This window comes from Acinetobacter sp. UBA991 (assembly GCF_002292065.1).
GTDB lineage: Bacteria > Pseudomonadota > Gammaproteobacteria > Pseudomonadales > Moraxellaceae > Acinetobacter > Acinetobacter higginsii.
The window spans coordinates 16,603-30,642 of sequence record NZ_DBBF01000024.1 but is presented as its reverse complement, the minus strand read 5'-3'; the positions used below and the strand labels follow the sequence as shown (position 1 = coordinate 30,642).

12 protein-coding genes are annotated in these 14,040 nt (G+C 42.1%); 2 read left to right on the top strand and 10 right to left on the bottom strand.

Going from position 1 to position 14,040, the window contains the following annotated elements; genetic code table 11:
* The first annotated feature begins 100 nt into the window (after window positions 1-100).
* Complete coding sequence (locus B2727_RS09735; protein ID WP_033133052.1) at window positions 101-1,498, top strand: PLP-dependent aminotransferase family protein; 1,398 nt, start codon at window positions 101-103, stop codon at window positions 1,496-1,498.
* A gap of 1 nt (window position 1,499) precedes the next feature.
* Here the strand turns inward: B2727_RS09735 and B2727_RS09730 are convergent, their stop codons facing one another.
* From B2727_RS09730 to B2727_RS09695, 8 genes are all read right to left on the bottom strand, one after another.
* Window positions 1,500-1,982 (bottom strand): winged helix-turn-helix transcriptional regulator, encoded by a 483-nt coding sequence (locus tag B2727_RS09730; protein WP_005203362.1) that lies wholly within the window; start codon window positions 1,980-1,982, stop codon window positions 1,500-1,502.
* A 181-nt stretch (window positions 1,983-2,163) separates the two neighbouring features.
* Window positions 2,164-3,393, bottom strand: a complete 1,230-nt coding sequence (locus tag B2727_RS09725; RefSeq protein WP_241345100.1) for a molybdopterin molybdotransferase MoeA — start codon at window positions 3,391-3,393, stop codon at window positions 2,164-2,166.
* On the bottom strand, window positions 3,393-4,316 hold the full coding sequence (gene moaCB / locus B2727_RS09720; protein WP_033133050.1) for a bifunctional molybdenum cofactor biosynthesis protein MoaC/MoaB: 924 nt from the start codon (window positions 4,314-4,316) through the stop codon (window positions 3,393-3,395). The genes B2727_RS09725 and moaCB overlap by 1 nt, the downstream gene beginning before the upstream one ends.
* Window positions 4,317-4,333: 17 nt before the next feature.
* Window positions 4,334-4,873: a molybdenum cofactor biosynthesis protein MoaE gene (locus tag B2727_RS09715; RefSeq protein ID WP_033133049.1), complete on the bottom strand. Its 540-nt coding sequence runs from the start codon at window positions 4,871-4,873 to the stop codon at window positions 4,334-4,336.
* Between the two features lie 2 nt (window positions 4,874-4,875).
* Window positions 4,876-5,127: a MoaD/ThiS family protein gene (locus B2727_RS09710; protein WP_033133048.1), complete on the bottom strand. Its 252-nt coding sequence runs from the start codon at window positions 5,125-5,127 to the stop codon at window positions 4,876-4,878.
* A gap of 24 nt (window positions 5,128-5,151) precedes the next feature.
* Window positions 5,152-6,189, bottom strand: a complete 1,038-nt coding sequence (moaA, locus tag B2727_RS09705; RefSeq protein WP_374755506.1) for a GTP 3',8-cyclase MoaA — start codon at window positions 6,187-6,189, stop codon at window positions 5,152-5,154.
* Between the two features lie 282 nt (window positions 6,190-6,471).
* Window positions 6,472-8,751 carry a molybdopterin-dependent oxidoreductase gene (locus tag B2727_RS09700; protein ID WP_033133046.1) on the bottom strand — a complete coding sequence of 760 codons (2,280 nt, stop codon included), beginning with the start codon at window positions 8,749-8,751 and terminating at the stop codon, window positions 6,472-6,474.
* Window positions 8,752-8,769: 18 nt separating this feature from the next.
* Complete coding sequence (locus B2727_RS09695; RefSeq protein WP_033133045.1) at window positions 8,770-9,645, bottom strand: MaoC/PaaZ C-terminal domain-containing protein; 876 nt, start codon at window positions 9,643-9,645, stop codon at window positions 8,770-8,772.
* Window positions 9,646-9,972: 327 nt separating this feature from the next.
* Between B2727_RS09695 and dsdA the strand changes: the two genes are divergently transcribed.
* A complete protein-coding gene (dsdA, locus tag B2727_RS09690) occupies window positions 9,973-11,298 on the top strand; it encodes a D-serine ammonia-lyase (RefSeq protein ID WP_033133044.1) in 1,326 nt (441 codons plus the stop codon).
* Window positions 11,299-11,372: 74 nt separating this feature from the next.
* Here the strand turns inward: dsdA and B2727_RS09685 are convergent, their stop codons facing one another.
* Both B2727_RS09685 and B2727_RS09680 read right to left on the bottom strand, forming a co-directional pair.
* On the bottom strand, window positions 11,373-13,205 hold the full coding sequence (locus B2727_RS09685) for a DUF1302 domain-containing protein (RefSeq protein WP_033133043.1): 1,833 nt from the start codon (window positions 13,203-13,205) through the stop codon (window positions 11,373-11,375).
* A gap of 230 nt (window positions 13,206-13,435) precedes the next feature.
* Complete coding sequence (locus B2727_RS09680) at window positions 13,436-14,029, bottom strand: RBBP9/YdeN family alpha/beta hydrolase (protein WP_033133042.1); 594 nt, start codon at window positions 14,027-14,029, stop codon at window positions 13,436-13,438.
* Between the last annotated feature and the right edge of the window lie 11 nt (window positions 14,030-14,040).

Here is a 14,040-nt window from a genome sequence, read left to right as displayed (position 1 = left end):
AATTTAAACTGTGATATGGTTTAAGCACCATACACAGTACAGTACAATTCCAAATAACCGTATTGGCTTACTACCCCATACAGTTTAAAGATAGATCGAGATGAAAAGTACAAAAATTGATTTCGTGATCCAGCACATTCAGGAGCAAATCAAAACCCGCTCTTTACTGCCAGGTTCTCGTCTACCTTCAGTTCGCGCTTTAGCTGGCTTGCTGCATTTATCTGTTTCAACCATTGTTGAAGCTTATGAACGTCTTGCCTCTCAAGGGATTATTGAAGCTAAAACAGGATCGGGCTTTTTTGTTGCAGGACCACTTGCACCCTTGTCTATCTCTGAAATCTATCCAAAGATTGATCGAAGTATTGATCCACTCTGGATTTCTAGACAAGCTTTGGAAGCAAAGCCAGATGTATTAAAACCAGGATGTGGTTGGTTACCTGATGACTGGATGCCACACGAAAATATCCGCAAAGCCATTCGTAAGATATCTAAAGCCACTTCCAACATTTTGACTGATTACTCAACACCTTTAGGCCTAGCACCTTTACGTGAATTACTTTCAAGAAGAATCTTGAGCAAAGGCATTGAAGCGCGTCCAAATCAGATCTTATTGACAGATTCAGGTACGCAGGCGATCGATTTAATTTGTCGTTATTTTCTTAAACCGAACGATGTAGTTCTGGTTGATGATCCCTGTTATTTCAACTTTCATGCCCTACTCAAAGTTCATCAGATACAAATCATCGGTGTGCCTTATACGCCGACTGGACCTGATCTTGAAGCATTTTCGCAGGCAATCCAAAACTACAATCCACGCCTCTACATTACCAACTCAGGCATTCACAACCCGACTGGTGCTGTGTTAACGGCATCAACGGCTTATCAGGTGTTAAAACTGGTTGAGCAATCTAATTTGATTGTCATTGAAGATGATATTTTTGCAGATTTAGAATTGCATAGTGCCCCTCGTCTCGCAGCTTTGGATGGCTTATCTCGTGTCATTCACATCGGCAGTTTTTCAAAAACTTTATCTGGCTCAGTCCGTACAGGATACATTGCAACCAAAACAGAATGGATTGAAGATTTAACTGATATCAAAATCGCGACTTGCTTTGGAGGGAGTAATTTATCTTCAGAAATTTTGTATGCTGCATTAACTGATGGAAATTATCGTAAATATCTAGAAGAATTAAAGGTCCGTTTGTCTAAAGCAATGGATGCAACAATCAAACAACTTGAGAAACTAGAAATCAACATCTGGGTTAAACCCACTGCTGGGATATTTGTATGGTGTGAATTACCACACCACTTCGATACAGCACGTATTGCACAGCGCTGCTTAGACAATGGCGTGATTTTGGCTCCAGGAAATGCATTTAGCCAGAGCCAAAATTTCAAAAACTTTATTCGTTTTAATGTGGCGCAATCACTGCAACCCAAAGTTTTTGAGGTTCTATCTCATGCCATTCAACAAGAGACAGAACGACAAAATTTATAAATCAAGCACTTTGCTTTTTTTGCTCGATAAAAGCGAAATAGCCGGGTCCAGCCGCGACACGAACATCTTTGGCTTGAATCGGTTCATCACACTCAGAACACACCACTTTGGGGTTGATTTTTCTGCCACAGGTTTTATGGGTAAATTCAACAGGTTTGCCCAGTCCCATATCCATCCATTTATCGGCCCACTGCACCATCGAGAGAATGATTGGATAGAGATCTAAACCCTTGTCTGTCAATTGATATTCAAAACGCTCTTGACGATCAACATACGGCACTTTAGTCAAAATCCCATGCTCGACCAAACGCTTTAAACGCTCTGAAAGTACATGACGTGTCAGTCCTAAACTACGCTGAAAATCATCAAAACGGCGTATACCCATAAATGCGTTACGTAAGATGAGCATTGTCCAACGATCACCCAATACTGAAAGCGTCCTCGCCACTGAACATGGCTGGTCGCCAATTTCGTCCCATTTCATTATTATCACCTAATCATTTTTTTAAAGTTTTATTTAAAAGACATCTATGTCTTGAACCGTCATGTTTAGAAACTAAACAATATAAAATATACACTAAACCACCTTATCCATCAGATGCAATATTGGCACTTGGCTAAAAATACCAATATTCAGTCATTTTACATAAATTCATCAAAACAATTTAGTTGTAAATGAATAGCCCAGAAAGGATTTGTCCTGCTTCTAATTTCGTATTGGCTGGGATACGTACCAGACTATTTGCTTGCATTAAGTTGCTCAGCATATGTGATTGTTGCTTCGCTAAGCTTTGTAGCTTGAGCTGCCCTTGATCAAAATAAGCATGCATTCTTAAGAAACGTTCTCGTGCGTCTGACTTCAAATCATGTGTCAGTACGCCACTCAACCACTGCAAGGGTTGGCGTTGGTTCTGCAAGGCATCAAGCAAAGCTTTGCCATAGACTTGCATACACACATACACTGCGGCAGGATTGCCGGGTAAACCCAACAAATAGCAACGATTATCTTGCTGTGTGTATTCGGCAAAGAATAATGGCTTTCCGGGTTTTTGTTTTACCTTCCAAAAGATTTGTTCAAAACCTGTTTCAAATGCACATGGGCGAACAAAATCATAATCGCCAACAGAAACACCACCCGTGGTTATGATCAGATCATATTGTTGTTTTAAGCGCTCAAAACACTGCATCACCTCTGCGGCTTCATCTACAATATGTAAGATTTCCGCATCTATGCCATAGTCTTGCAACCAAGCTTTCAGTAATGGGCCATTGGCATCAAAAACTTTCCCTGCCTGCAAGTCCTCAGGAGTTTCAGCAACTTCATCCCCTGTAATGACCACAACCACTTTAGGTGATTGAAAAACATCAATACTTTGCACACCCGCCATACTTAGCGCTGCCAGTGCACCAATATTGATTCGTTGTCCAACATCCGCCAATTGCTGACCCCGTTGCACTTCTTCACCGACAAAACGAATATCCGCTTGAGGCTGAATGTGTTCAGTCAAGCGAATGGTTTGATTGGCTTCAACGACGACAATTTCTTGTCGAGCAACATGCGTTGTTCCCTCAGGTGTTTTCCCGCCTGTAAAAATACGAATCGCTTGCCCATCTTTGAGCTGATAATCAGATTCACTACCCGCTTTAATTTCACCAATCACGTCAAAGACTGCATCTTGCAGATGATCGGCAGCACTATTCAGTGCATAACCATCGACAGCACTTTGTGAGAAACTCGGTAGATCCACATTTGAACAGACAGCTTTGGCTAAATAGCGATTCAGACTATCGGCTAAAGACAATGTCTCAATCTTTAAAGCTTTCGGTTGGGTTTGCACCAACGCTAATGCCTCATCAATACTGATCAAACCTTTTTCAGCACCACATCCTGACATTATTCATAACCTCCTGGATGTGGTAAATCACGACATACATCAAAAATATGGACGAGGGCTGGTAAAATGGCAGCCATCGATTCACTCGCACCACCACGACTTCCTGGTAAAGTCACCAACAATGAGCGATCAATAAAGCCTGCAACACCGCGTGACATGGCTGCATATGGCGTGCGTTTTTGTCCAAATGAACGTGCCGCCTCCATTAAGCCGTCGAGTTTGCGTTCTAATAGTGGTTCTAGGGTATCTACAGTGATATCCCGCCTACCAATACCAGTACCTCCGACCGTCATAATGCATGCATAAGATTTGGTCAGCTCTAACACTAAATCTTTGAGCTGATCAGCTTCATCAGGCAAAATCTGATAATGAATCGGATCAAAGCCTGCTTCAGTCAAAGTCTCAACCACGGACCTACCTGCGGTATCGGGTTTACGACCCGCTGCAACTGTATCTGACAGTACAATTACAGCCGCTGAAACAGGTTGGCGCAACGTACGTTTAAAGTGTGATTTTCCACCCTTTTTCTTGAGCAATTTACACTGATCTAAACACAGTTCTTCTGGCTCACAGTGCGGTTTTAACATGTCATATAAGGTTAAGCCCGCTAAGCTCGCAGCCGTTAGAGCTTCCATTTCCACACCTGTTGGGCCAATGGTTTCAACTGTGGTCAGAATCACCACATGGTCGTCATTTAGATCATAATCAACATCAGCGCGGTAAATCGGCAATGGATGGCAGAGTGGAATCAGCTCATCGGTACGTTTAGCCGCTAGAATCCCTGCAATACGTGCCGTTTTTAAGGCATCGCCTTTTTCGGTATTACCATCTCGCAATAACTGAATGCAATGCGCTGGCGCATGTAAAATCGCTTGTGCTTCTGCAACACGATAACTCTCGGGTTTCATCCCAACATTTTTCATTTTAACTTCCTGACGCTTTATTCGTGTGTATGCTCATGGCTACAATTTTCATGGTGATGCACGGGTAAATCCCTCTTTAATAAAGGGGGACTTAGGGGGATTTTCGCTTGAACATCATCGGTTTGATCTTTACGAATACAACAGCCTTCTACATATTGACTGGTGCCATCCATAAAAAACTCTTCTTTCCAGATCGGCACTTCATGTTTGACCCGCTCTACTGCCTCTTCACAGGCTTGAAAGGCTTCACGGCGATGTGCTGCATAGGCAATCGCGATAATCGCGGTTTCACTGACATCCAAGTAACCGATCCGATGCATGACACGTACATAAGAAACCTGATATTTATCTTTGATTTCCTGTTCAATTGCGCGAATCATCTTTTCTGCGACAGGCGTATAAGAGGTATATTTCAGTGCTTTAACCGCTTTTCCTTCATGGTGATTACGCACAGTTCCAATAAAAATATCAACCCCGCCACATTCAGGAAATGATTGAATCGGATCAAAGTGATCGAGGCTTAAAGCCTGATCTTGGACGCGGGCAAATTCACGCATATTTATCCTCCCGCCACTGGCGACAACAAAACTAAAGTACAGGATGTAGCTAATGCAGTTTGACGTGTCACGATATCCTCACCAATCGCACAGGCGCATTTTTCCATCGTGGGGCTGGCATCTGGATAAAGATTAGTAATATGTGACAGTACATCTTTGACCATTTGGTCTTTTGCAAACTCAAATGCCAGCGCTTTGGGTAATAACCGTTCAATTGCACCAAAGGCTTCTATTTTTATCTCAATGGTTTGCATATTTTCTCCAAACAACTTCCCTCACTAACCACCAAGCATATGCATACTAATTTTACGTACTTGCTGATGTTGTATTGCATGATAACCCTGCGCTTTCTTCCAAATATAAGGCTTAATTTTTTGATCAAGTTGATGGAATGCTAACGATTTGAGCTCAGCTTTTTGTTTGATTGCCTGTTGCAGATCAGGTTTTATATTTAGACCTTGTTTTGCAAATAAACAATTATATAACTCACCTTGAGCCGTCAGTCGAATTCGATCACAGTCCCCACAAAATGAATGGGTAATGGTTGAAATAATACCGAGTTTATATTGGCCATCAAGCTGATAGAGCCGTGCAGGTTCATGCTGTTGTTCTAAGACCTGAATGTCATAATACGCTGAGAGCTGCTTTAAGATTTCCGCTTCACTGACCACGGCTTGATCTGTCCAGTGCTGATCACCATCCAGCGGCATAAACTCGATAAAACGCAACGGAATATTATGTTGTTTGGCCCATTTCACCATCGGCACAATTTGGTCATCATTCTGACCTTGCATCAATACACAATTAATTTTGAACGGTAGACCAGCTTTTGTTGCGGCTTCAATACCAGCAAATACAGGGGCAAGCTCTTTTTTAGTCAGTTGTTTAAATTGAAGCGGATCAAGGCTATCCAGACTGATATTTAGATCATCCAAACCTGCTTGTTTTAATTGTTCTGCATACTTGCCCAGATAATGTCCATTGGTGGTGATTGAAATACGTTTTAGCCCCAAAGCTCTTAAACTTTGCAAATCACGGATAAAATGCACCACACCTTGACGCATCAAAGGCTCACCACCAGTGATACGGATATTTTCAATGCCCTGTCCAACCATATATTGACAGAAAATAAACAGTGCCTCGAAACTGAGTAAATCGTGCTTTTTCATCCATTGTGGATGCTCAGGCATACAATAAACGCATTTGAAATTACAGCGGTCGGTCACGGAAATCCGTAACTTACGCTTAATACGACCATACTGATCTTGCAAGATCGCTAAGCTCGTTTCAGGTCTCTCATGCTTCATCATACGCACTCATTTTGTGAATCTTTTGACTGGGCTTAGCACAGCTTCTGTGCATCCTTGTTGTACTCATCACAGTGAATTATTTTTTATTGCAATAATTATTCCAATCACACAGCAACTTTATGATGATGTTGCTTATTTAATTGAATAAGTCACACTTTCAATCTACAAATAAAAATTGCACCTGTCAGCATATTTTTGTTCAGTTTATATTGCACCAATTTCAAACATGATTTAACTAATATGAAAGAATTTGGTGCATTTAAGCAAAAATATCAATAGGCTAATCGTCTAAGCTGTGAGTCGCTCTAAACGTACAGGCACATATTTATGATATGGTGTCTTGGATAATGGATCACAATGCTGAGCAGAAGTAAGACGATTCAATTGTGGCCCAATCGGCTCTCCACCTCGATAGCGTAATCCGTATCCATGCGGTAACGACACCACGCCTTTGCGCATTCCCTCATCAAGTTCGACCGTCACTTGAATCTTGCCGTGCTCAGAAATACAGTGCAGTACATGACCTGTTTCAACGCCAAAACTCAATGCATCATCAGGATTCATTCTCAAACGACCTTCAGCATCAACTTTACGCCATGCAGGATCACGATAAATTTGATTGGCGTTATAACTACGACGTTCACCCGCAAGCAAAATGAAAGGATATGCATCGGTTAAGGTCAAAGACTGTTGTTTTAACTGTGCTAACTCGATAAACATCTCAGGAATCGCCAAACGAATTTTCTTGTCTTTATAAGCAATCAAGCTCCACACATCAGCATAGTCATGTTGTGATAACACCACACCTGAACGTTGCTGCAAAATGGTCTGGAATAATTTTACCCCCAGATTAAATCGATTACCTTCGTATCCTGCTTGCTTAACCGCTTGATAATGTTGAGCTGCATATTGCATACATAAGGGTAATAACAGCGCGGTAGATGCGGCATCATTCGGCAAAGTCTTACCCAAGGTACGATATACAATGGATGCCGCATAGGGAATTAACTTTTTATTTTTCGCAAAACTGACCCCTAGCGCACCGAAGTAAGCAAGATACGCGGTATTGGCCGAATCTTTTTCTGCAATTTTATTCAATATCGGAAACTGCCGAGGGATCACCTGCATGGCTTCAAGCAAGCGCGTGTAGATCTCGGCTTCAGGCAGGCTATTACCTTGTGCTTTAAAAAGTGGATGGCGTAAATGAAAGCCATTCTTCGGAAATTCCAGATTAAAGCCTGTGAATTCCCACTTTTCAAATTGGCTATGTGCAGGCAACACATAATGCGCTAAACGTGCTGTTTCAGTCATGGCCACATCGACTACCACCAATAGCTCAAGTGACTGGAATGCTTGCTCATATGCTGCGGTATCAGGATAGGTCAACAAAGGATTACAGCTGTCCACAAACACCGCACGAACCCGTTTCTCGCCCGCTTTTAAGATTTCATCGGGCAATATATTCGGAGGAAAAAAACCTGAAATCGGGAACATTTTATGATGTACGGTACGGCGATATTTAGGATTACGCTCATCGGTATTGCTTAGGATGGGAATAAACATGGTATGTAGATTATTAGCACCTTGTTTACCAAAATTTCCTGTGAGTAAATATAAAAGCTTTTCCAAATAACCATTTAAAGTGGTATTTAAGGTGTGTTGAATACCAAGGTCAATCCGGACACACGCACGATGTGCTTGAGCAAAATCACGGGCAATCTGGTAAATCAGTTCGACTGAAACATCGGCTTTCTGAATATATTCTTCGATTGGAATCGCTAGAAAAGCCTGTTTAATCTGATCAAAGCCATGCGTATGCTGCTGAATAAACTGCTGATCATATAACTCTTCTTTCAGCATGATCGCGATCATAGCTGACATCAGATAAGCATCGGTTCCTGGTTTTAATTGCACATGAATATCGGCTTGCTTAGCCGTTTCGGTCACGCGTGGATCAAACACCACCATGGTTCGGTTTGGATCTTTTCTGATATGTTTTAAGGTATCTCTGGCATTTGGAATACCGTGCGCCTGAAAAGGATTGGTTCCGATAAACAGCACATAATCTGCATATTCCACATCTTCAGTGGTATGACAAGCTTGACTGCCAAACAGACGTCCATTCACCCAGAAATCACCTGTTTTTTCCTGCGCCAAAGAGTTGTAGGCATAGAAACTTTTCATGGCGTAGAGCAACTGACGACCATAGGCTGCACCCAAGTGATTGCCCTGACCACCACCACCAACCGATGCAAATGCAGTTCCACCATGGATATTTCGAATCTGTACAAGCTGCTCAGCAATTTCCTGAATAGCTTGATCCCAACTAATCTCTTGATAGGAACCATCTGACTGACGTTTTAACGGAGTGGTTAAACGATCAGCATGTTGTTGGTAATGCTGTAAACGTGCGGCTTTTTGACAGATATAACCTTGCGAGAAAGGATGATCATCATCGCCTCTAATTTTCTTGAACTGATTATCTTCAATTTCTACACTGAGTCCGCAATTACGTGAACATAGAATACAAGCGGTTACATCCTGTTTGATTGCTGTAGCAGTCGTCATTTTTCTCACCTTATTATTTTATGAATATTGACCCATTAAACAGATTTGCCCTGCCGAACCGACAACACGGACATACTTTTGCATCTGCTCAGTACTGGTTTCAACTCGATTATGTTCTGAAGGAAGTTTAACTGGTTTGAGGAATCGAATATCGATTTGCTGTATTGTTTCAGGCAACAATTCAAAGCTACGTGCAAACACACCAAAGCCATGCAGCACTTTTTGACCAAAGTTTGATAGTTTGGCTAATGGTGTAATCCAATGAATCGGATTAAAGTCGCCTGTTAATAAGGCAAATTTCAAACCATCATCCGCTGCCGCAGACCATTCACCTAAACGCTGCCAAGTTTTATGATCTGCTGTTTCTACACGTTTAGTTTTCTCAAAATGCGGCAGAATAAATGCCATATGCAGCACTGTTTCGACTAACTCAGGTTGTGTGATTGTACCTGTGGTAATTTGCACGGAAACACGCGCTAGTCCATTACGTTCATCGACATTGGCAATCTTGGCTTGGATCAGCAACTTTTGATCTCGTGGAAGCTTGCCATGAATTTTCAGGCTGACGCCCTGATTGATGACTTGACTCAATGGGTAATGAGTTTGCAGCAATAATCGCGTTGCAAACGAAAGTCCCCATTGTGACACCATATGCGGTGGGATGGTGTCTTGATATTTAGTCAGTTCAGCACCACTCCATTGTACATAGTGGTCTATCAATTCAAGGCTTGGTGGGTCAATCACTTCATTCATCGATGCTAATGACTGCCAGTCCACTGGAGCAATCTTTGTTTTTTTAAGACTACGTAAGCCTATTTTTCCAAGTCCTGCCAAAGTTGCCCGATGTTCAAATAAAAATTGCAATGGAATCTGTTGGTAACGAATCGCAAACATATGAAACTCCTGTTCCTTTTATTTTTCTCAGTTCTCAAACCATAGTTGAGTTAATTCTAGTCCTGATTAGACAAGCCTGATATGGTCAAAAATCAATTAAGTTCCAAAATAGAACTCATTTTAATAAAGGTCAAGTGCACTAGTCAGAAATTAACAAAAGTTAATCTCCAATCAAATAATATCATTCAGCAAAAGTCTGCATTAAAAACGTGAAAAATCATTGTTCTTGGTTTAATCTTAAGCATACTGGAAGACTTATCCAAATGCATAGAATCGCTTTGGGCAATTCGCTGTTATTGATGTATGTAAAATTTTATGAGAAACCGAATGGATTCGAATCAAATTCAAAACCTTGTTACACACTATCCCATTGTTAAAGACCTGATTGAACTTAAAGAGACAATCTGGTTTAACCCGTCATTCACCACGCTTGAGCAAGGCTTGCCCTATGTTGGGCTGACACAAGCCGATATTGATGATGCTCGCGACCGTTTACAGCGTTTTGCACCCTACCTCATAGCTGTTTTTCCAGAAACCCTTGCAGCTCAAGGCATCATTGAGTCTGATCTGATCGATATCCCGAATATGCAGCAATCACTTGAAACGCACTTCGAGCAAAAAATTGCAGGCAAACTATGGTTGAAAAAAGATAGTCATCTCCCTATTTCGGGATCAATTAAGGCACGAGGTGGTATCTATGAGGTACTTTATCGAGCCGAGCAGCTTGCGCTACAAGCCAATTTGCTCACTCTTGACGATGATTATGCCAAACTGAATAGTCCAGAATTTAGAGCGTTTTTTAGTCAATACAGCATTGCGGTCGGCTCAACAGGCAATCTTGGTCTCTCGATTGGTATCATGAGCGCACAGTTGGGTTTTGATGTGACCGTGCATATGTCAGCCGATGCACGACAATGGAAGAAAGATAAGTTACGTGCGCATGGTGTAACCGTGATTGAGTACGAACAAGACTACGGTGTTGCTGTAGAAGCAGGCCGAAAGGCAGCATTAGAAAATCCAAATTGTTTTTTTATTGATGATGAAAACTCTAAAACCCTGTTCTTAGGCTATGCCGTTGCGGGTGAACGTTTAAAGAAACAGTTAGATCAACAGCGTATTGTTGTGGATCAAGCACATCCTTTATTTGTTTATTTGCCTTGCGGTGTGGGTGGCGGGCCTGGTGGCGTTGCATTTGGCCTAAAAATGGCTTTTGGCGATCATGTACATTGTATCTTTGCCGAACCTACTCATTCCCCATGTATGTTACTCGGCGTATCAACTGGTTTACATGATGAAATTTCAGTTCAGGACATTGGCATTGATAATATTACGGCGGCAGATGGCCTTGCTGTGGGCCGCGCTTCTGGCTTTGTTGGTCGTGCCATGCAACGATTATTAGATGGTTTTTATACACTGGATGACCCAACCATGTATCGCTTGCTCGGAATGCTCAACCAGTCTGAAAACCTGAAACTTGAACCTTCTGCGCTCGCAGGTATGTTAGGGCCAATTTTAATCAGCAACCATCAAGCTTATATCGATTTGCATCAATTTACTGAACCGCAGTTACAGCAAGCCAATCATATTGTATGGGGAACGGGTGGTGGGATGGTTCCAGCAGAAGAAATGCAAAATTATCTGGCAAAAGCTTAAAGCACTGATTGAACAGCCAAACAGCGCGACGCAAGCCACGCTGTTTGAATACTTATATGATTTACTTAAACGAGTTAAAAACTATATTTAAAGGCAAGTGATATAAAGTCTCTGTCATCAATGGTACTAAAGTCATTTGATCCAAAAAAGTTTTGATACAGAACTTCTGCTGAATATTTTTGTCGAAAGTTGGCCGATACTGCGGCAGCCAGACTCATTTGCCCTTGCTGAAAATTTTGGCTATATCCAGATACATCATGGCGGAAAGTTAAACTGGGTGTAATCACCGTTGCAGGTAAAAGGTCTTGATAACTTAGAGCTGCACGTAAGCGATAACCATATGACCATTCACTAAAGAAACCATCTTTATTGCAATAACGTTCATTCAAACGATCAACAGCATCATTCGGAAGGTTTGCTGTGCCATATGGCGTACACTTAAACTCACCTGTTTCTGAATCATAAGCGCCTGTTGATAATTCACTGCGACCAAAAACCCCAACCCGACCAAAGCGATGATTGCCAATATTGGCGATATGATTCACAGCGAATTCTGCACCCCAAGACAAACCATCTGCTTTTAAAATGCCTGCAATGCTATCAGTGGCGCCAATGGAGAATTGTGTGACTGGCAAGCGGACATATCCTTGCAGATACTCGCCAAACTCAGCAGCAACACCTGCAGGTTTCAGTGGTGTTTCTTTTGAGAGCACCTGAGCATAGACAATATCTGTTCCATTCAGCTGTAAGGGTTGATTGGGTTTATAGCTCAACTCACTGAATAGCTGGGTTGTACCGACCTTTCCACTCAGGCTTAGACCATAGATCTTGATATTTTCAGGATAAATAGAAAAAAAACGTGCCGTTTTAAAGTTTTCAACGCCAGCAGCAGTCACGGCGATACCATCAAAGTTTGCATTTCGATTATGATAGTTGGCGAAATAAAAACCCAATTCAGCTTGATTCAGGCTCGATAAATTTCGTTTCAGTGCAACACCGTATTGCCCACTGTCTTTTGCATAATGACTGGCTGAACGAGGGATATAAGTTTGCGCCTTGGCAGCAGTTTCAGTTAACTTGTCACCCGGTGTTACTGTTAACATAATCGGTCCACAATTTTCGGGAACAAAATCTGAAATTGCAAAAAACGTCCCACAGCCATCTACCACCGACGGTCTAAACTTGAATTGATAGAATCCTTCTAATTTTAAGTTTGGTTGAATCACGGCTTCAAAAGACAACATCTCAACTGGAATTATCCGTTCTTTGGCTTCACTGGCAGGTCGATTAATGGCTGCAAAATCAAAGGCGCTGACCGAGTTCAAGCCATTTTGGAAAAATTGGGATTTCCCCCAATTCAAGCGATGTTTACCCAGTTTTAGCTTCAGAGACTGCTTGGAATCAAATTCGATATTTTTCCAGAGATAGGCATCCCATAACTCGATTCCTTTAAACTTCACCAAGTTTGGCCATTCAGAATCATCGAAAGGTTTTAAATCACCTTGCCCAGTTTCATAGGCATGGTCATACCAATACTTGGCGCTCAACACCGCACCTTGCTGTGCTCCGTTTAAACGAAATTCGGTTAAACCTTTAACCATTTGTGAAATGGCATCCCCGCGATCAAAGTTAGCACGTCCATCATCACCGTTAATATCTACACTCATGCCATTCTTGCCAATATGATTGGCATCGGGTTTATATAACAATGCGGCTGATGGCGCTTGGGTACTCCAACTTGCCCCCAGCGCAATCGTGCTATTGCTCTCTAAACGCCAGTCTTCATTGATTTGATAACTGGCTGCTGAAGCATCTGAAAGTGAACACAGCAATCCCAACAGCAGCGTTGTTTGAGCTAAAATAGCAGTGGTTATTTGTTCATTTGGATGTTTAATATGACAAACCATACCATCTCCATATCGATATGATGTATGAATAATTAACACCTGACCCATTCAGCAAAATGCAATCATTTCAGGTCGTTCTATTTTTGTTTTAAGCAACTGGGCTCAAACCCAGCCTTCCGATGGGTCTTTATGCTTCAAGGCGTGTCGTACTTAAATGCGAAATTAAAGAAATCTAGCCAAACATAGCTCGGCATAAGACAATGTTTTAGGTTGGTTTATAGCAAGATTAATTATGCAATCAGGCTCGGTTGATCGACCTTACAATCCAGTTGCTGAATCAATTGTTCTGCCTGAGGCCATGGACCAAACCCAGATACAGGATTGAGATGCCCGACAGCACCTAAATTAATCAATACACTGCCCCATGTTTTCGCCATTGCCGCCACGGCATTAAAATGCGCTAGTGGATCATTAACACTAGCAGCCACAATACTTGGAAATGGCAGCACTTGATTAGGCAATGGCGACCATCCTGCTTGTCTAAGCATTTTGGGCGAAGGATAATGTTCTGGCCAAACGTCATTCAAGTCAGGTGGTGTCACCAGCAATGCCCCTTGAATAGCGTGTTGATATCGCGCGGCCCAATGTATCGCCATCAGTACCCCTGCGCTATGCGCCACCAGAATCACTGGACCCTGTATTTTTTCCAGTTCAGCCTGTATCGCAGCAACACGTTTTGCACAGTTGAGCTTATCTTCTTGCAAAGGTGGTACTGAACGGACCTTGGCTAAGCGTGTTTCTAAAATGGTTTGCCAATGCGAAGCCACATGGTCCCGCAAACCTGGGATAATTAAAACTGTCGCCTCTGTTTGTATTTTTTCCATCTTTACACCAA